At 56.1% G+C, this 17,199-nt stretch carries 16 protein-coding genes, 1 tRNA gene and 1 pseudogene; 5 read left to right on the top strand and 13 right to left on the bottom strand.

Features of this window, described 5'->3' with window-relative positions; translation table 11 throughout:
• Positions 1 to 28 precede the first annotated feature (28 nt).
• The 5 genes and pseudogenes from ACQY4M_RS08840 to tnpC form a co-directional block, all read right to left on the bottom strand.
• On the bottom strand, positions 29 to 442 hold the full coding sequence (locus ACQY4M_RS08840) for a nuclear transport factor 2 family protein (protein WP_428543254.1): 414 nt from the start codon (positions 440 to 442) through the stop codon (positions 29 to 31).
• A complete protein-coding gene (locus tag ACQY4M_RS08835) occupies positions 402 to 809 on the bottom strand; it encodes a nuclear transport factor 2 family protein (protein ID WP_428543252.1) in 408 nt (135 codons plus the stop codon). The genes ACQY4M_RS08840 and ACQY4M_RS08835 overlap by 41 nt, the downstream gene beginning before the upstream one ends.
• 190 nt (positions 810 to 999) lie before the next feature.
• Positions 1,000 to 2,226, bottom strand: coding sequence for an IS256 family transposase (locus ACQY4M_RS08830; protein ID WP_428539582.1), 1,227 nt, complete (start codon positions 2,224 to 2,226; stop codon positions 1,000 to 1,002).
• A 211-nt stretch (positions 2,227 to 2,437) separates the two neighbouring features.
• Complete coding sequence (locus ACQY4M_RS08825; RefSeq protein ID WP_428543250.1) at positions 2,438 to 3,004, bottom strand: plasmid pRiA4b ORF-3 family protein; 567 nt, start codon at positions 3,002 to 3,004, stop codon at positions 2,438 to 2,440.
• 19 nt (positions 3,005 to 3,023) lie between these two features.
• Positions 3,024 to 4,585, bottom strand: a pseudogene (gene tnpC, locus ACQY4M_RS08820) (IS66 family transposase).
• A gap of 207 nt (positions 4,586 to 4,792) precedes the next feature.
• Between tnpC and ACQY4M_RS08815 the strand changes: the two are divergent.
• Positions 4,793 to 6,019, top strand: a complete 1,227-nt coding sequence (locus ACQY4M_RS08815) for an IS256 family transposase (protein ID WP_428539582.1) — start codon at positions 4,793 to 4,795, stop codon at positions 6,017 to 6,019.
• Between the two features lie 12 nt (positions 6,020 to 6,031).
• On the opposite strand, the gene ACQY4M_RS08810 is transcribed toward ACQY4M_RS08815, so the two are convergent.
• Entirely contained in the window at positions 6,032 to 6,328 is a 297-nt protein-coding gene (locus ACQY4M_RS08810) for a flavodoxin domain-containing protein (RefSeq protein WP_428543248.1), read from the bottom strand.
• Between the two features lie 79 nt (positions 6,329 to 6,407).
• Here ACQY4M_RS08810 and ACQY4M_RS08805 point away from each other — a divergent pair, with 79 nt between their 5' ends.
• Positions 6,408 to 6,998 carry a TetR/AcrR family transcriptional regulator gene (locus ACQY4M_RS08805; RefSeq protein ID WP_428543246.1) on the top strand — a complete coding sequence of 197 codons (591 nt, stop codon included), beginning with the start codon at positions 6,408 to 6,410 and terminating at the stop codon, positions 6,996 to 6,998.
• Here the strand turns inward: ACQY4M_RS08805 and ACQY4M_RS08800 are convergent.
• The 4 genes from ACQY4M_RS08800 to ACQY4M_RS08785 form a co-directional block, all read right to left on the bottom strand.
• Positions 6,995 to 7,525, bottom strand: a complete 531-nt coding sequence (locus ACQY4M_RS08800) for a hypothetical protein (RefSeq protein WP_428543244.1) — start codon at positions 7,523 to 7,525, stop codon at positions 6,995 to 6,997. The two genes, ACQY4M_RS08805 and ACQY4M_RS08800, sit on opposite strands and share 4 nt — an antisense overlap.
• Before the next feature lie 226 nt (positions 7,526 to 7,751).
• Positions 7,752 to 8,558: a lytic murein transglycosylase gene (locus ACQY4M_RS08795; RefSeq protein WP_428543242.1), complete on the bottom strand. Its 807-nt coding sequence runs from the start codon at positions 8,556 to 8,558 to the stop codon at positions 7,752 to 7,754.
• A gap of 124 nt (positions 8,559 to 8,682) precedes the next feature.
• Positions 8,683 to 10,089: a type I glutamate--ammonia ligase gene (gene glnA, locus ACQY4M_RS08790; RefSeq protein ID WP_428543240.1), complete on the bottom strand. Its 1,407-nt coding sequence runs from the start codon at positions 10,087 to 10,089 to the stop codon at positions 8,683 to 8,685.
• Between the two features lie 54 nt (positions 10,090 to 10,143).
• Positions 10,144 to 10,482 (bottom strand): P-II family nitrogen regulator, encoded by a 339-nt coding sequence (locus tag ACQY4M_RS08785; protein ID WP_118942231.1) that lies wholly within the window; start codon positions 10,480 to 10,482, stop codon positions 10,144 to 10,146.
• A gap of 173 nt (positions 10,483 to 10,655) precedes the next feature.
• On the opposite strand from ACQY4M_RS08785, the gene ACQY4M_RS08780 reads away from it, so the two are divergent.
• Entirely contained in the window at positions 10,656 to 12,242 is a 1,587-nt protein-coding gene (locus ACQY4M_RS08780) for an NAD(P)H-hydrate dehydratase (protein ID WP_428543238.1), read from the top strand.
• On the opposite strand, the gene ACQY4M_RS08775 is transcribed toward ACQY4M_RS08780, so the two are convergent.
• The gene (locus tag ACQY4M_RS08775) at positions 12,239 to 12,718 is read right to left on the bottom strand and encodes a Hint domain-containing protein (RefSeq protein ID WP_428543236.1); all 480 of its coding nucleotides are present in this window, start codon (positions 12,716 to 12,718) and stop codon (positions 12,239 to 12,241) included. The genes ACQY4M_RS08780 and ACQY4M_RS08775 overlap by 4 nt on opposite strands.
• A 160-nt stretch (positions 12,719 to 12,878) precedes the next feature.
• Here ACQY4M_RS08775 and ACQY4M_RS08770 point away from each other — a divergent pair.
• Together ACQY4M_RS08770 and tig are read left to right on the top strand one after the other, a co-directional pair.
• Positions 12,879 to 12,963 (top strand) — tRNA-Leu (locus ACQY4M_RS08770).
• Positions 12,964 to 13,237: 274 nt separating this feature from the next.
• Complete coding sequence (gene tig, locus ACQY4M_RS08765; RefSeq protein ID WP_428543234.1) at positions 13,238 to 14,569, top strand: trigger factor; 1,332 nt, start codon at positions 13,238 to 13,240, stop codon at positions 14,567 to 14,569.
• A gap of 72 nt (positions 14,570 to 14,641) precedes the next feature.
• Here the strand turns inward: tig and ACQY4M_RS08760 are convergent, their stop codons facing one another.
• Positions 14,642 to 16,237: a phytoene desaturase family protein gene (locus ACQY4M_RS08760; protein WP_428543232.1), complete on the bottom strand. Its 1,596-nt coding sequence runs from the start codon at positions 16,235 to 16,237 to the stop codon at positions 14,642 to 14,644.
• 92 nt (positions 16,238 to 16,329) lie between these two features.
• The gene (locus ACQY4M_RS08755; protein ID WP_428543230.1) at positions 16,330 to 16,977 is read right to left on the bottom strand and encodes a hypothetical protein; all 648 of its coding nucleotides are present in this window, start codon (positions 16,975 to 16,977) and stop codon (positions 16,330 to 16,332) included.
• Positions 16,978 to 17,199 lie beyond the last annotated feature (222 nt).

Below are 17,199 nucleotides of genomic sequence, written 5' to 3'. Positions count from 1 at the left end.
CGCCGAGAGAATTGTTTGAACATGCCGCTCAGAACTTACCGTTGGTGTGTGCCATCTCGGAAGGGATTTTCGATATCACATCCCAATGCTCGACAATCTTGCCGCCTTCAACGCGGAACAGATCGTAAAATGCTGTTGGCTTGCCGCCCAGTATGCCTTCGGATCCTGTCAGGACAAAATTCCCTTCGGCAACAACAACAGGGGTATCGGTATAGACCATCGTAACCCCGCTTTCAGCCATTCCTGCCAGTGCCGCCCCCAAACCGTCAAGGCCATCGGCAATACCGGGGTTGTGCTGGATATAGGTCTCGGTTGAAATGAAGTCAGTGATGTTGGACGCATCGCCCCCTTTAAGGACTGTCTTAACAAAACGAACGACCAGCGCCCTGTTGGCCTCGGTTTTATCCAGAGGTATCCAGATCGGTGACTTCAGTTGCACCATCGACCATAGAATGACCCGATGGGTTTGGTGCGCTGGGTACTTGTAGATTGTCCCAATGTTCCACAACCTTGCCATTCTCGACGCGGTAAACATCAAAACCAACCAGTGTCGGGGCGCCAAAGGCCTGCGCATTTTGGTATGTTGTATGCATTGCAACCAGGTTGCCATCGGTAATGGTCCGGTGAATGTCCAGCTTGATCCCGCTTTCTTTAAGGCCGGGAATGAAGCCCAGAATAGGGGCCGCACCGGTTGGCACACCGGGATTGTGCTGGATGTAGCCGTCTGCCAGCAATTGCTGTGCAGAATCCGCATCGAAGTTGATAAAGATCGCTGTTACGGCGTTTAGTACTAGTTCTGTAGGGGTCATTGGTTGTGCTCCTTTTCGGGGGTAAAAATGGTATTGATTGAAATTGATGTGTCATTGCAAACCATTGTCACCCACATGACTTTGTTGTGTTGAGCAACAGATAGAGATAGTTATTATGCATATAGGTTGTGTCTCGAAAGTGGTGGAAATTGATTTCAGGCACCTCCGAGCGGGTTGAGTTATGCGCCGGTCAGGCGGCTTGGTCAAGGGTTGCGTCGGCGACGGGCTGAGCGAGCGTTTCCCAGCCATCGACCTTTCGCATGACGATCTGCCCCGAGGCCATCAGAGCCCAAAGCAGCATCGGCACGGTCTCGGCGCATGGCAGCACGGTCTGGGTCTTGATGCGGCGGCGGAATTCCTCGTTCAGGCGTTCGATCGCATTTGTCGTTCTGGCCGATTTCCACTGGCCTTGTGGCAGACGCGTGAAGGTGAAAAGCTTATCTCCTGCTTCTTCCAAGCTGTCAGCGACGGCCTTGCATTTCAGCCGCCATTTTCGCAGAAATGCCTTGCGGCGGGTGGCGATTTCCTCGGGTGTTTTGGCGTAGATCATGTCGCGGTAATCTTCTGTCAACTCATCATGCATACGCTTGGGTGCCTTGGCCAGAAGGTTGCGGTGCTTGTGCACCGTGCACCTCTGGATCGGCAGATCTTCACCCCAGAGGGCAATGAGAGCGACCTCAAGTCCCGGTGCCCCGTCCACGATGACAAATTCGGGCCGTTTCAACCCGCGCGCATCCAGATCGTTGATGAACTGACGCCAGGCGGAGGTGCTTTCGCCGCCCATGTTCATCAGTGATAACAAGACCTTCTGCCCATCCCGGCGCACGCCAATCGCGGCCAGAACCGAGATATTGGTGGCCTTCCTGTCAATCCGCGTTTTGATCACGGTGCCGTCCAGGATCAGCCGCACGATGTCTTCATCCGCAAGGCTGCGGGCGCACCACGCCTGCCAGTCCACCTTCACCTTGCGCCAGGCGCGGCTCACCACATCCTTGCTGACCGCCCCCTGAAACAGGCCGAACAGGGCGCGTTTTACCCGCCGTGTGTTGGTGCCCGAAAGGTAGACAGCAGCGATCAGCGCCTCGGCCTTCTTCGTCAGCCGCTGGTAGCGGGGCAATGCCTTCGAGCGCCATTCTCTGGCCTTGCCGGCCTCGCCTGTGATCCGCGCACGCGGCACGCGCACCGTTTCGGTTCCAAATGTTCCGACCAGTTGCCGCTCGCGATGCCCGTGGCGGTATCCGGCCTTTGCCCCGCCGCTGCGGCCATACCGGCAACGGCCCAGAAACTGCTCCAGCTCCTCTTCGAAAACCGCCTCGATCGTCGCGCGGATGTTCTGGCGCAGCCGGTCTTCAATCGGGTCATAGCCTGCTTCATTGGCCAGTAGCGCGGATGTCGATGTTGCTGTATTCTTTGTCATGGCGTGATCTCCTTGGCGGTTCCAGCCGCCGGTTGGGTGGCTTCGATGCACCCGGAGATTACGCCGTCCTCGAATTTCCACCAAACTCGCGACACTACCTAAGGCTCTATAGCTTCGTATTTCATCGACCTACCTACTCCTTTTTACCTTGGGAAAGATGGCATCAACGTAAGCGGTGCTCTGTTCCCACGTTGCGCTTGATCCGCGCGCACTATTTCCGAGTTTTCCAACGTTTTGCCAATTTTAGAAGCTCCATTTTGAGTTCGTCGGTTTCAGGTTGGTTGGGATCGAATGTATCGCCGAACCATTCTTTTAAGTTTTTATGCTCTGGGTGTTTTGGGTTGGCGATGGCGTCAAGGAACTCGCAATAGCCGGGAAAGCCGCCGACGTCTTCGGGCGGGCATTTGCCGGCAACTTCGATCAGTCTGGGGTAGAGATCACCGGGCACTGGGTCGGTGATTTTGCCGATTTTGATCCTGTGCTCCCAGTTATCACCAAAATCGTAAATGTAGTTGATGGTTTTTTGACCGGTGTCCTCGATCGCCTCAGACAAGGTGGGTTTGTTGGCGGGCAGTTCATCGCCACCAAAGTCGGGGTCAGGCACACCCCATATCGTACGGGCCGCTTCAAACATGTAAAGGTGCGAGTTTGTCCATCCCAAAGCGGCCTGCAAAGTCAGGTGCAACCTGTCCAGCCGAATGTCGGCGGGCACCTGCAAAACGCGGATAACCTTGGGTTCGATGTCGTTCAGGGTGACTTTTATTTCGATAATACGCATAGGATATCCTCTGGCCGTTTCAACCAGTGTAATTCCAAGGCAGAAGCTCATCTATCCTGCTTTGTTTGTGGCCGCAGACGATGGCGGTGAGGATGCCGGAGATATAGCTGTGCGGCTCGATGGCGTTCAATTTGCAGGTTTCGATCAGGGAGGCGAGCATGGCCCAGTTTTGGGCACCTGCTTCGTGGCCTGCAAACAGGGCATTTTTGCGGTTCAGGGCGATGGGGCGGATCGTGCGCTCGACCGGATTGTTGTCGATCTCGATGCGGCCGTCGGTCAGGAACAGGTTTAAGCCAGACCAGTATTTGGCGATGTATTTCAGGGCCTCGCCGGTCGGGGATTTGGCCGATACCTTCGCGCGGCTGTGGGTCAGCCATTTTTCAAATAATTCCAACTTTGGCTTCATGCGTTCGATGCGTGCCGCAAGGCGCGCACCGGCGGACTGGCCTTTGATCTCGGCCTCGATCCGGTAGAGGGCGGCAATCTGCTTCAAACCCTCCTGTGCAATCGGAGCGGCACTGGCCTTGGCCACGTCATAAAGTTTTCGCCGTGCATGGGCCCAGCAATAGGCCAGTTGCACATCCTGACGGGTACACTTGAGCAAGCGGTTGTAACCGGCATAGCCGTCCACTTGCAGGATACCGCTAAAGTCCTGCAAAATACCATCGGCATATTTTCCGCCACGCCCCGGCGCATTGGTGAAGGCCACCCCGGAAGGGGCGTCGCCGCACCAAGGGCGATCATCACGGGCCAGCGCCCAGAAGTAGCCGGTTTTGACCTTCTTTTGTCCCGGGTCCAGCACTGGTGCGCGGGTCTCATCCATGAACAACTTGGACGATTGTTTGAGATTGGCCAGCAGGCAATCATAGACGGGTCGCAGTTCGTATGCAGCCTTACCGACCCAGGATGCCAGCGTTGAGCGATCCAGCTCGACGCCCTGTCGCGCATAGATTTGAGCCTGCCGATACAGCGGCAGGTGGTCAGCGTATTTGGAAACAATCACGCTGGCCACTGTTGCTTCGGTCGGCATACCACCCTCGATCAGACGGGGTTTGGCGGGGGCCTGCACAATGCCCGCCTCACAAGAACGGCAAGCATATTTCGGGCGGCGGGTGACAATCACACGGAACTGAGCGGGGATAATATCGAGCCGCTCGGAGGTGTCCTCGCCCCTATCGGTGATTGCTTGCAATCACCTGCCGGGCAGGGAATGATATGACGTTCCGCCCCGCAGCTGCAGGCTGTATCTTCAGGCTCGATTATTTCTTCAACACGCGGCAAATGTTTGGGCAAATGGCCACGGTTGGTTTTGCGCCGTGCTTGCTTTGGCTTGGGCGGATCAACCGCTTCATCTTCGGCATGAATGGCCGCCATCGCCGTTTCGATATCTTCCAGTGCCAGTTCATACTGCCCGGGATCGACCTTCTCGGACCTGACCCCGAACAAGGCCCGTTTGAAGTCGGCTAACAGCTTTTCCAGACGATCAATTCGTTCCTGCTTGCGCTGATTACGCCCTTCGGACGCGAGTAGCAGAGCCTTCAAGGCGTTAATATCATCGGGAAGATCATCGGCATTTGTCATGACCGATTTATAGCAAAACCGGCCCGCAAATACTCGTTCAAATGCCCGCGTGATTCACTCTGCCGCAGCTGGTGGACGAGCCTCTAGTGCATGAACCTTGCGCCAATCGGTAGTGTCGCGAGTTTGGTGGAAATTCGAGGACGGCGTAATCTCCGGGTGCATCGAAGCCACCCAACCGGCGGCTGGAACCGCCAAGGAGATCACGCCATGACAAAGAATACAGCAACATCGACATCCGCGCTACTGGCCAATGAAGCAGGCTATGACCCGATTGAAGACCGGCTGCGCCAGAACATCCGCGCGACGATCGAGGCGGTTTTCGAAGAGGAGCTGGAGCAGTTTCTGGGCCGTTGCCGGTATGGCCGCAGCGGCGGGGCAAAGGCCGGATACCGCCACGGGCATCGCGAGCGGCAACTGGTCGGAACATTTGGAACCGAAACGGTGCGCGTGCCGCGTGCGCGGATCACAGGCGAGGCCGGCAAGGCCAGAGAATGGCGCTCGAAGGCATTGCCCCGCTACCAGCGGCTGACGAAGAAGGCCGAGGCGCTGATCGCTGCTGTCTACCTTTCGGGCACCAACACACGGCGGGTAAAACGCGCCCTGTTCGGCCTGTTTCAGGGGGCGGTCAGCAAGGATGTGGTGAGCCGCGCCTGGCGCAAGGTGAAGGTGGACTGGCAGGCGTGGTGCGCCCGCAGCCTTGCGGATGAAGACATCGTGCGGCTGATCCTGGACGGCACCGTGATCAAAACGCGGATTGACAGGAAGGCCACCAATATCTCGGTTCTGGCCGCGATTGGCGTGCGCCGGGATGGGCAGAAGGTCTTGTTATCACTGATGAACATGGGCGGCGAAAGCACCTCCGCCTGGCGTCAGTTCATCAACGATCTGGATGCGCGCGGGTTGAAACGGCCCGAATTTGTCATCGTGGACGGGGCACCGGGACTTGAGGTCGCTCTCATTGCCCTCTGGGGTGAAGATCTGCCGATCCAGAGGTGCACGGTGCACAAGCACCGCAACCTTCTGGCCAAGGCACCCAAGCGTATGCATGATGAGTTGACAGAAGATTACCGCGACATGATCTACGCCAAAACACCCGAGGAAATCGCCACCCGCCGCAAGGCATTTCTGCGAAAATGGCGGCTGAAATGCAAGGCCGTCGCTGACAGCTTGGAAGAAGCAGGAGATAAGCTTTTCACCTTCACGCGTCTGCCACAAGGCCAGTGGAAATCGGCCAGAACGACAAATGCGATCGAACGCCTGAACGAGGAATTCCGCCGCCGCATCAAGACCCAGACCGTGCTGCCATGCGCCGAGACCGTGCCGATGCTGCTTTGGGCTCTGATGGCCTCGGGGCAGATCGTCATGCGAAAGGTCGATGGCTGGGAAACGCTCGCTCAGCCCGTCGCCGACGCAACCCTTGACCAAGCCGCCTGACCGGCGCATAACTCAACCCGCTCGGAGGTGCCTGAAATCAATTTCCACCACTTTCGAGACACAACCCATCGCAACCGGCATGGATTGTAGGGTGCTTTGGTGGGTTTTGACGAAATCGGTCGCTTCGGGCAGCCATTTGTCGTAACGGATGGCACTGCCGATGATCACGGCGTCGTATCCTGCCAGGCTTTCGATATCATCAATGCAACGGGTTTGCGCCCCGATTTCATCGGCAATGGTTTTGGCCACTTCGGCGGTGCTGCCCAGTCGACTGGCATAGGCAATCAGGATGTTGCGGCGGCGGGGCATGGGCTGTCGGTTTTCCTGTGCAATGACTTTACACTGTGTCAATTGACGGATGGCCTATGGCTAGGTAAATCTTTACACTATGTCAAGTCATACCCCCGATACCCGCACCAAAATCCTGCAAGCCACACGGCAATTGATGGAAGAACGCCGTGGCCTAGGCGTGCGGATGAGCGACATCGCCAAAGCGGCTGGCGTGTCGCGTCAGGCGGTATATCTGCATTTTGACAGCCGGATTGACCTGTTAAGTGCTACAACCAGATATGTGGATGAAATCAATGGACTGGATGATCGCCTTAAAGCAGTCAACAATGCAAAATCTGCTGTTGAGATGCTGAATTCCTATATTGATGTCTGGGGCAATTACCTGCCGGAAATCCACGGGTTGGCTGGGGCGCTGTTTTCGGTGCGCGAGACGGATGACGCCGCAGAAATGGCGTGGGACGAATGCATGTCCTGCCACCGCGCTGGCTGTGCCGACATCATTTCAGCGCTGAAATCCGAAGGGAAACTGGCCGATGGCTGGACTGATTCTGCGGCGGCCGATCTGCTGTCGACTATCCTGTCGTTCCAAACATGGGAGCAGTTGACCAGCGAATGTGGCTGGCCCACCTCTCGGTATATCGAGGCAATGAAAACCACATTGCACCGGAGCTTGGTAAAGCCTGCCTAGTTCTTGCCTGCCGATTTTCCCTTGCCGTGGCTGTTGCCTTTACCCGCATCAGCCCCCTTTTTCCCGGCCGATTTCACCACGGTTTTCTCGTCCTTGCGGCGGGTGGATTGATAGGTCTTGTGGGTGGTATCGCCGCAGCTGGAACACTTGTATGTGTCGTCAACGTCATAGAGTTCTTCAACCCATGTGGTGACTTCGGTGTCGCCGTTGTCCAGAGTTTTGCGTTCTTCTTTGGGGGTGGATTTGGCCAGAACCTCTTGCCGGTCTACACGCGACACACTGAAGGCCGCACCACAGTTGGCGCATTTCGCCCCCGCCGCGCCCGAGGACAGGTTTTTGCGGGTGATCAGGCCCGCCGATAACAAACCCGCCAGTGCAGCGCCACCACTGCGGATGCCTGTGCCCTGACTGCCCAGCAACCAATAGGCAAGGCCGGCTACGATCAGGCCCAGCACCACGCCCCAGATGATGGCGGATTTTTTGATGGATGCGCGCAGGACTTCCTGCTCGGACGTTAGATTGGTCATGAAACACTCTCCGTTAAAATGAATTGCGCTGAATATGCACATATTAACGGCGATCACCAAACGAAAAAGGGGGCATGATACCCCCTTTGTTGATCGCGGTGATTAGAGCGTGTCGCACTTGATCAGATTTGAGCATTCGCCACCCCGACCGAGACAGCGTTCGCGCAAGCGAATGCGTTCGGTCGGGGCGGTGAATTCGATTTGGTGCGACATGCCCTAATGTGTCTTAGCCTTCGATCCGGCCAGCCATGATTGCGATGGCTTTCTGGTAAACCGTGGCCGCGTTCCATTCCCCGATCACGCGGAAATTCGGCTGGCCTTCCTGATACCCTTTGCCCGGTTTCCAGCCCTTGCCGCGCAGGTAATTCGCGGTGGTGGCCAGTGCGTCGACCATGTTGTTCAGGTCGATACGCCCGTCACCATTGCCATCCACCCCGTATTTCAGCGCATTGCCGGGCAGGAACTGGGTGTGGCCCATTTCACCGTGACGTGCACCGATAGAATTGGCTGACAGCGTGCCGCGATCCACCAGTTTCAAGGCGGCGATGGCGTGGGGCACAAAGAAATCGGTGCGTCGGCAGTCATAAGCCAGCGTGCTGATCGAGGACACCACATTGCTATCCCCCATGAAATGCCCAAAGCCGGTTTCCATCCCGTGGATCGCCACTAGAACAGCAGCCGGAACACCGTATTTCTTTTCCAGACTGGCATAGAAGGCGGGGTTCTTGGCAATGCGGCGGCGCCCCTGGGCAACGATGGTGTCCGAGCCACGGATTTTCATGAATTTCGCCAGCGAATAATGAAAGCTTTTCTGGTTCCGGTCGGCCGCAATCGTGCGTTTGGCATAGGATGTTCCGGCCAATGCCGCCAAGCCACGTTTGCCAACACCGGCGCGTTTGGCCTCTTTGGCAAAGGCGGCTTTCCAGGCGTTATAGCCAGCGGATGTGTTGCCGCATTGGGCAGCGATTGCGGGGGTGGTGAAAACGGATGCGGCCAACAAGGCCGCGAATGTGGTGGTTAATGTGCGGGGCATTTATCCCTCCTTCAATCAATACGCCCCGACCTTATCGTGCCATCTTCAAAATAGCAAAAAGGGCGCCCCAAAAGGACGCCCTTTGATCATTTCCCGTAGGGCGGGGTTCACCCCGCCGCCACGCTTAGCAGCTGTAATACAGCTTGTATTCCATCGGATGCGGGGTGTGTTCATAGGCGTAAACCTCTTCCCACTTCAGATCCATATAGCCTTCGATCTGATCCTTGGTGAACACGTCACCGGCCAGCAGGTAATCGTGATCCGCTTCCAACTCGTCCAGCGCCTCGCGAAGCGATGCACAAACGGTCGGAATACCGGCCAGCTCTTCTGGTGGCAGATCATACAAATCCTTGTCCGATGCGGCACCCGGATCGATCTTGTTCTTGATGCCGTCAAGGCCGGCCATCAGCAGGGCCGAGAAACACAGATAGGGGTTGGCCGCCGGATCGGGGAAGCGTGCCTCGACGCGCTTGGCCTTTGGCGATTCAGTCCACGGGATACGCACACAGCCCGAGCGGTTACGCGCGGAATAGGCGCGCAGAACGGGGGCTTCAAAGCCCGGGATCAGACGCTTGTAGCTGTTGGTCGACGGGTTGGTAAAGGCGTTCAGCGATTTGGCGTGTTTCAGGATGCCGCCGATGAACCACAGGGCCTCGTCCGACAGATCGGCGTATTTATCACCTGCAAACAGCGGCTTGCCGTCTTTCCAGATCGACATGTTCACGTGCATGCCTGTGCCGTTGTCACCGGAAATCGGTTTCGGCATGAAGGTTGCGGTTTTGCCATAAGCGTGCGCGACGTTGTGGATCACATATTTGTATTTCTGCAATTCGTCCGCCTGATGGGTCAGGGATCCGAAAATCAGGCCCAATTCGTGCTGACAGGAGGCAACCTCGTGGTGGTGCTTGTCCACTTTCATGCCCAGACGCTTCATGGTCGACAGCATTTCGGACCGGATGTCCTGTGCGTCATCAATCGGGTTCACAGGGAAATAGCCACCCTTGACGCCCGGACGATGGCCCATGTTGCCCATTTCATAGGTGGTGTCGGTGTTCCAGGATGCATCGCCTGCGTCCACTTCAAACGATACCTTGTTCATTTCAACGCTGAAACGCACATCGTCGAACAGGAAGAATTCAGCCTCGGGGCCGAAATAGGACACATCACCAATGCCCGACGCCTTCAGATAGGCTTCGGCCTTTTGGGCGGTGCCGCGTGGGTCGCGGTTATAGGCTTCGCCGGTGTCCGGCTCGACGATGGAGCAATGCACCGCCAGCGTCTTTTCGGCATAGAACGGATCGATATAGGCCGACGCAGGATCCAGCATCAGTTTCATGTCGGAATTATCAATCGATTTCCAGCCCGCGATGGACGAGCCATCAAACATAAAGCCTTCTTCAAGGAAATCCTCGTCCACCAGATCGGCCACGACCGTTACATGTTGCAGTTTGCCGCGCGGATCGGTGAAGCGGATGTCGACATATTCGATATCCTCATCCTTGATCAGCTTCAGAACGCCTTTGTTGTCCATTTTGCTTCCTTTTCTATGGTAAATTACTGGGGGCGGAAATTCCGCCGGTTTATCCTAAATGGCTTCGGGTCCGCTTTCGCCGGTGCGAATACGCACGACTTGCTCGACCGGTGTCACGAAAATCTTGCCATCGCCAATCTTGTCGGTCTTGGCGGCTTCCACAATCGCCTCGATGGCGGCATCGACCATATCTTCGGTCAGAACCACCTCGATTTTCACCTTGGGCAGGAAATCGACCACATATTCTGCACCGCGATACAGTTCGGTGTGGCCCTTTTGGCGGCCAAAACCCTTGACCTCGATCACGCTTAGCCCCTGAACGCCCACGTCTTGCAACGCTTCCTTTACTTCGTCCAGCTTGAACGGTTTGATAATCGCTTCAATCTTTTTCATAGCCTGCGACTCCCCTGACAGGTGATTTCAACAATGACAGACCACTTTCAAATGCCCCTCACAATTCGCTATGGTGGACGGGGCAGGGCGTGGCGGCGGATTCTGCGGCTTGTGATTAAAAATTAGGCAGAACGTATAGATTTTGTGCGATTTGCGAACAAAGGGTTTTTACAATGACCGAACTTCTGACAGCGGCACAGATGAGGGCAATTGAACGGGCGGCGATTGAGTCGGGGGAGGTCACGGGGCTGGAATTGATGGAACGCGCCGGTCGCGGGGTGGTCGAGGCGGTGTTTGAGGAGTGGCCGGAACTGGCCAAAGCCCCGCACCGCGCGGTGGTTCTGTGCGGGCCGGGCAACAATGGCGGTGACGGGTTCGTGGTGGCGCGCTTGTTGAAGGAATGGGGCTGGGAGGTGGAGGTGTTTTTGTATGGGGATGCCGAGAAGCTGCCGCCCGATGCGAGGGTGAATTACATCAGGTGGTGTGAGTTCGGGGAAGTTGCAAGGTTGGAACTAGATACCTTTCCTCGCCTTGAAATCGTTCATACAGATTTATTTTGTGATGCCTTGTTTGGTACTGGCTTGGCTCGCCCTGTCGAAGGCGAGGTTGCGAAAGTACTTAAGAAAATTCGATTGGCTATATGGCCGTATGAGCGATCATTACGGCAGGAAGAGCGACTTGTCGCGATTGATGTTCCAACGTCACTGGGTTCGGACAGCGGTAAGGTGTTGGAAGGGCCCAATGGTGGGCTTGCACATTTTCGGGCAGACCTAACCGTAACTTTTCATAGCGCTAAAGTTGGACATTTTCTGGAGGATGGTCCGGAATTGACAGGCAAGCTTGTAATCAAGCCAATTGGTCTAAAGTCGATTGGTCGGAGAAAACAGGCCGTGCGGCTTTTGGAGCACAAATACCCAGATTCATTTATTAAGGAGCCGTATCACCACAAATACACCCACGGCCACTCTCTCATCCTGTCCGGCGCTAGCGGTAAAGGCGGTGCGGCCCGTCTTGCAGCACGCGGGGCGTTGCGGATCGGGGCGGGGGTGGTGTCGGTGGGCTGTCCGCCCGATGCCGTGGCCGAGAACGCGGCGCAGTTGAATGCGATAATGTTGTCTGCGGTGCATGACGGGGATGCGCTGGCGCGGGTTTTACAGGATGAGCGGATCAATGCTTTGTGTCTGGGGCCGGGTTTGGGCCTGAAGCGGGCGGCGGAACTGGTGCCTGTGGCTTTGGGCAGCGGCGGGGTAAAACCCCGCCCTACGGTGCTGGATGCGGATGCGCTGACCGCGATGGCCAAAGACCCTGCGTTGTTCGACATGTTGCATCGCAAATGTGTTTTAACCCCGCATGCGGGCGAATTTGCCCGTCTGTTCCCCGACATTGCCGAAAAGCTGAACACGCCGGCCACCAAAGGCCCCGCCTATTCCAAGGTGGACGCGACGCGCGAAGCGGCCAAACGGGCAGGCTGTGTGGTGTTGTTCAAGGGGGCCGATACGGTGATTGCCGATAGGGATGGGCGCGCATCAATCAACTCTGCCCATTACGAACGTGCCGCCCCTTGGCTCGCGACCGCAGGGTCGGGAGATGTGCTGGCAGGGTTTATCGCGGGGTTGCTGGCACGCAGGTTCAACCCGATGCAGGCGGCCGAAACCGCCGCGTGGCTGCATGTGGAATGCGCATTGCAATTCGGCCCCGGATTGATCGCCGAAGACCTGCCCGAGCAGTTACCCGAGGTGTTTCGCAAATTGGACGTTTAGGCCGCGACGGAGATGGCGTGGCAGGTGCTGGCAAGTTCCAGCCCGTTTGCATAGATCACATGCGGCGTGTCGAATTCCAGTTCATATACGCGCAGGGTCTGTTCTTCGCATTTGGCGATATATTCGCCATCGGCCAGCCGCGACACCGGCACCATGGCGCTGTCAGACGCAAATAGGGCCTTGGCCAGCAGGCCACGCACCAGAATGGGCTGGTCTGCGGTGACAAGCGTGTCAACATCCGGACGACCCGGCCCCAGACGATCCGCCGAGATACGATAGGGGCGGATGGTGATTTCCTGGGTGTGGATGGCCTTTAGAACTGCGGTGCCGCTGTCGCGGGTGATAATGCGGTCACCGGCACTCAGATGCTCGACCGGAATTTCGCCATCAAGGGTCAGGACAATGGTTCCCAAGGCAATACCGGTCGTTTGAACGGCGGCGCTGGTCTGCAATTGTGATTCTGGACTGTCCGTCATGATTACATTGTCCCCTTGGTGGTCTGCCTGAAATTGTCGTTTCACAATGGGGCGAAAATGTGTTCTCCTCTTGGTTGTTTTATGAATAATTTTCTGCTGGCCACGGCGCGAATGCTTTGCTAGAAGGCGCGGACTTTGGGCTGCTGGCCGAAAGAAAAGTGCGGGTGTGGCGGAATTGGTAGACGCACCAGATTTAGGTTCTGGCGCCGCGAGGCGTGGGGGTTCAAGTCCCTTCACCCGCACCACAGGTTCTTCTGGAACAGAAGGACCAACAGCTTTTCGTACAATACACTGGACGGCAGTCGTTTTGCAGAAACGATGAGAGCCTCCGAAGGTCGAAGTATATCTTGCCGGGTGCACCACATTTCCAAATCCCTGTCCATATATGGCGGATCGCGCGGCAAAACCGTATATTTCAGGCATTTTCCCTTGCACAGCCCCAAACCCGCCACTAGAAGAACCCTGATCTATCACGCCGCGTAATTCGCGCGGCCCATTTAGTTATGAAGGACCACTGCCATGCAGGTCAAAGAGACCCTGAACGAAGGCCTGAAGCGCGCCTATTCCATCACCATCCCCGCCGCCGAGCTGGACGCCAAAGTCGATGAAAAGCTGAAAGAAGCCCAGCCCGAAGTCGAAATGAAGGGGTTTCGCAAAGGCAAGGTGCCGATGGCGCTGATGAAAAAGCAGTTTGGCCCCAAGGTTATGGGCGAAGCCATGCAGGAAGCCGTTGACGGCGCCATGGCCAAGCATTTCGAGGAAAGCGGCGACCGCCCCTCGATGCAGCCCGATGTGAAGATGGTCAATGACGAGTGGAAAGAGGGCGACGACATAGAAGTCGAAATGTCCTATGAAGCCCTGCCCGAAATCAAACAGCCCGATCTGAAGAAGATCAAGCTGGAGAAACTGGTGGTCAAGCCTGCCGACGAAGAAGTCGAAGAAGCGCTGAAAAGCCTGGCGGAAACCGCGCAGAACTTTGAAGACCGCAAGAAAGGCTCCAAGGCCAAAGACGGCGACCAGATCGTATTCGATTTTGCCGGTTCGGTTGATGGCGAATTGTTCGAGGGCGGCACCGCCGAGGATTACCCGCTGGTTTTGGGCTCCAATTCTTTCATCCCCGGTTTCGAAGAACAGCTAGTCGGCGCCAAAGCCGGTGACGAGTTGGACGTGAAAGTAACCTTCCCCAAGGAATACGGTGCCGAAAATTTGGCCGGCAAGGATGCGGTTTTTGCCTGTAAGGTGAAAGCGGTGAAAGCGCCGGCTGCGGCTGAAATCAACGATGATCTGGCCAAACAGTATGGCGCCGAAGATCTGGCCGATCTGAAGAAACAGATTGGTGAGCGTCTGGAAGCCGAATACGCCGGTGCCTCGCGTGCGGTGATGAAGCGGGCGCTGCTGGATGCGCTGGACAAGGAGTCGGATTTCGAACTGCCCCCGTCGTTGCTGGATGCCGAAGCGGGTCAGATTGCCCATCAGCTGTGGCACGAGGATAACCCTGATGTTCAGGGCCACGAGCATCCCGAAATCGAAACCACGGACGAGCACAAAAAACTGGCCGCGCGTCGCGTGAAACTGGGTCTGTTGCTGGCTGAGATGGGTCAAAAAGCCGAAGTCGAAGTGACCGACGCTGAAATGTCGCAAGCGATCATGAACCAGGCGCGTCAATACCCCGGTCAGGAACGTGAATTCTTTGAATTCGTTCAGCAAAACCCGCAGATGCAGCAACAGCTGCGCGCGCCTTTGTTTGAAGACAAGGTTGTGGACTATGCGTTTGAGCTGGCTGATGTTTCTGAAAAAGAAATCAGCAAGGAAGAGCTTGAAAAGGCACTTGAGTCGCTCGACAAAGAATAATCAGGGGCCAGACCTTGGAAATTTGAAAAGCCGCCCTGTAATGGGGCGGCTTTTTGCATGTCGGGGGGTGCCCTAAAACAGTTTTCCGATCTGGGTGGACCCAGCAATCAACAGCGCCAGCACCACATAGGCCTTCCTGCCGATCGGGTTGGCGTAACTGTCGGCAACACGTAACACGCCCTCGTAACCGCCGCCTGGATTGCTCCAGGCCGAGACGAATTTCAACCCGCGCAGGGGACTGTTAATTTTGAACCGTTTTCTACCTGACTGGGCCAGCGTCTGGGCAAAGCCATAGATCGCGCCGCCTTCGTTACCGGTGAATTTCTGCATCGTCAAAGGGGTCCCCAGTTCGATGGTTTCGATATGGTTGCGCACATCCGGCAGCAGTTTTTCCAGCTCTTTCAACATCTTGTCGATCTCGATCTGCTTTTGCGCCTGGTAGGCATTGTCGCCCAGACTTGCCCAGCGGGCATAATTATCGGCATAAAACAGGTTCAGGATGCTGCCAGTGCCCTCTTGTGGATCAACGCTGGAGTGGACCGTCAGGGTTAGCCCGTCTTTGGAATAATCCTCGTCAAATCCGCTGCGGGACTGGAACCTTTCGTAATGCTGTGCCTCGCGGCCCTCGGGGGGGCGGACGTATTCATAATGGTCTTTCAGATCAGGATTCAAGTTTTCAATCGGCGTATCTAGCCGGATATAGAGCGAACAGGCCGTCATGCCGGTTTCCAGTTTGCCGATGCGCTCCAGTTCGGATTTGGCGCGTGGGTGGTCGGGCAGCATGTCGCGGTAGACCGTAAACGGGTTGGCACCGCAAATGATTTCATCGCACAGGAATTTTTGATCGCCCAGTTGCACACCAATAATCTGATCGCCACGGGTCAGGATCCGGCTATCCCCTTGACCCGTTATGATTTTTCCACCGTTTTTGCGGATCACCATCGACAGGTTGCGGCTGATCGCATAGCCGCCGCCTTTGGGGTAATAGCCGCCATCGGCATAGTAGGAATAGTTGGCGGCCATGGGGAACAGCATGTTGATCCGTTCAGCAGGCAGGCCATAATATCCGCTGAAATGCAGCAGGATTTTCCGAAGCTCGGGGTTGCGGCTGCGCAGGGCCATTGAAAGGGGCAGGGGCCAGATGCTGGCAAGCATCAACACTGGTGCCGTTAGCGGGAAAAGGAACAGGCCAGCCCCTTGTCGCAGGGGACCAGTGACGCGCAATTTATCAAAATAGGCGATTTGTCGACCAAAACGGCGCATGGTCCAGAACCATAGGCGGATCGCCCGCTTTTCGGTTGGAAACATCTTCAGCAGCTGGTTGCGAAACCCCTCCATGTCACCAGCAGGAACGGCAAGGGGCGGGGTATCAGGGGCCAGTTCCAGATGCGACAGAACCGGCAGTTTGACGAAGTCCAGCCTGTCATAGACACCGGCCTGTTCCAGAATACCCCTGACCCTTGTTTTTTCAACGCCGCTGATCTGGTGCAGGGAAACATCGAAACGGGTGCCCTTGCGGGCAAAGACGCTGGCGTATCCGCCCAGAACCTTGTGCTTTTCGATCACCAGAACCCGTTTGCCACGTCGGGCCTGAATCGCCGCTGCCGTTAATGCGCCCAATCCTGCACCAATTGCAATTATATCATAGGTTTCAATATCTTGTTGCACAATGCCTCGCAATGTTACTCTGTTTTACATACTATGTAATGGTCTTTTACATAGATGGAAGCAAAGAGCAAGGCCAAGCGTGCTGGAGAGGATTATTTTCCAAGAGTTATCTGCAGCCCCATGCGCAGGGTGATGCCGGCCGAATTATGTTCAAGCGGCCCTTGCATCGGTCCGCCTGCGGAATAGATTGGCGGGCGCGTATGTGCCCGGATTTCCGTGAAAACCCGTGTGCGTTGCCCGACGTTTTTGATGTATCGCAGTCCAAGCATTGCATAGGGTGCGCGGTCGTCTGTGGTAAAAGCAATACCCGGGCCCCGCATCCGGAAAATGCTGTGGCGTGCGCCAACACCAGCGCCCGCCTTTAAGGTCCATTTGTCCCCGTGCGCAATTGGGGTCCATGCCGACAACAGGACGCTGGTGGTGCGGATGGCCGTCGGGTGGTTTCCGGCAGGGCCTATGGCCGTGAAATGGCTGTTTTGGCGCTCGAATAGTTCGAATTCCAGATCATAGGGGCGTTTGCCTATATGAAAGGCATCGCGCCTTCCCAAGGCAACCGCGAAATCGCTGGATCGGGCCGAAGCCGTCAGCGCGCGGCGCCCGGGGGTTGCGGGGCCATTCCAGACATCAAACTTGTGATGCTCGAAACTGGCGCCCAAGGAGAACGCCAGATAACTGGAACCGGCTGTGGCAGATACGACGGACAGCAGCAATGCCGCAAATACTGAATAAATTAAGCGCATGATTACACCTGTTTCGATTATGGCCCCCGTAAATGGCCTAACCGGTGCTGGCGTTTACTTCTATTTAACAATGAATAAATGGTTAAGATCGGTTTTGTGGTAGATTTTCGTGTAATTATATATAAATAAAGGATTATTTAAACTGAAAGGCCGGAGTAGAAGAGCCGGCCAGTTCCGAAAAACTGAATCTATGGTTAATAAAAAGCCGCACCAGACAGGGTC

The sequence above is a fragment of the Profundibacter sp. genome, assembly GCF_965277155.1.
Lineage (GTDB): Bacteria > Pseudomonadota > Alphaproteobacteria > Rhodobacterales > Rhodobacteraceae > Profundibacter.
The sequence above is the reverse complement of the archived record's forward strand: the minus strand, read 5'-3'. Positions and strand labels throughout refer to the sequence as shown.

Excerpts from the sequence above, each read along its gene's own strand:
- ACQY4M_RS08840 (WP_428543254.1), bottom strand. The coding sequence starts at position 442 with ATGGTGCAACTGAAGTCACCGATCTGGATACCTCTGGATAAAACCGAG.
- ACQY4M_RS08835 (WP_428543252.1), bottom strand. The coding sequence starts at position 809 with ATGACCCCTACAGAACTAGTACTAAACGCCGTAACAGCGATCTTTATC.
- ACQY4M_RS08830 (WP_428539582.1), bottom strand. The coding sequence starts at position 2,226 with ATGACAAAGAATACAGCAACATCGACATCCGCGCTACTGGCCAATGAA.
- ACQY4M_RS08825 (WP_428543250.1), bottom strand. The coding sequence starts at position 3,004 with ATGCGTATTATCGAAATAAAAGTCACCCTGAACGACATCGAACCCAAG.
- ACQY4M_RS08815 (WP_428539582.1), top strand. The coding sequence starts at position 4,793 with ATGACAAAGAATACAGCAACATCGACATCCGCGCTACTGGCCAATGAA.
- ACQY4M_RS08810 (WP_428543248.1), bottom strand. The coding sequence starts at position 6,328 with ATGCCCCGCCGCCGCAACATCCTGATTGCCTATGCCAGTCGACTGGGC.
- ACQY4M_RS08805 (WP_428543246.1), top strand. The coding sequence starts at position 6,408 with ATGTCAAGTCATACCCCCGATACCCGCACCAAAATCCTGCAAGCCACA.
- ACQY4M_RS08800 (WP_428543244.1), bottom strand. The coding sequence starts at position 7,525 with ATGACCAATCTAACGTCCGAGCAGGAAGTCCTGCGCGCATCCATCAAA.
- ACQY4M_RS08795 (WP_428543242.1), bottom strand. The coding sequence starts at position 8,558 with ATGCCCCGCACATTAACCACCACATTCGCGGCCTTGTTGGCCGCATCC.
- glnA (WP_428543240.1), bottom strand. The coding sequence starts at position 10,089 with ATGGACAACAAAGGCGTTCTGAAGCTGATCAAGGATGAGGATATCGAA.
- ACQY4M_RS08785 (WP_118942231.1), bottom strand. The coding sequence starts at position 10,482 with ATGAAAAAGATTGAAGCGATTATCAAACCGTTCAAGCTGGACGAAGTA.
- ACQY4M_RS08780 (WP_428543238.1), top strand. The coding sequence starts at position 10,656 with ATGACCGAACTTCTGACAGCGGCACAGATGAGGGCAATTGAACGGGCG.
- ACQY4M_RS08775 (WP_428543236.1), bottom strand. The coding sequence starts at position 12,718 with ATGACGGACAGTCCAGAATCACAATTGCAGACCAGCGCCGCCGTTCAA.
- tig (WP_428543234.1), top strand. The coding sequence starts at position 13,238 with ATGCAGGTCAAAGAGACCCTGAACGAAGGCCTGAAGCGCGCCTATTCC.
- ACQY4M_RS08755 (WP_428543230.1), bottom strand. The coding sequence starts at position 16,977 with ATGCGCTTAATTTATTCAGTATTTGCGGCATTGCTGCTGTCCGTCGTA.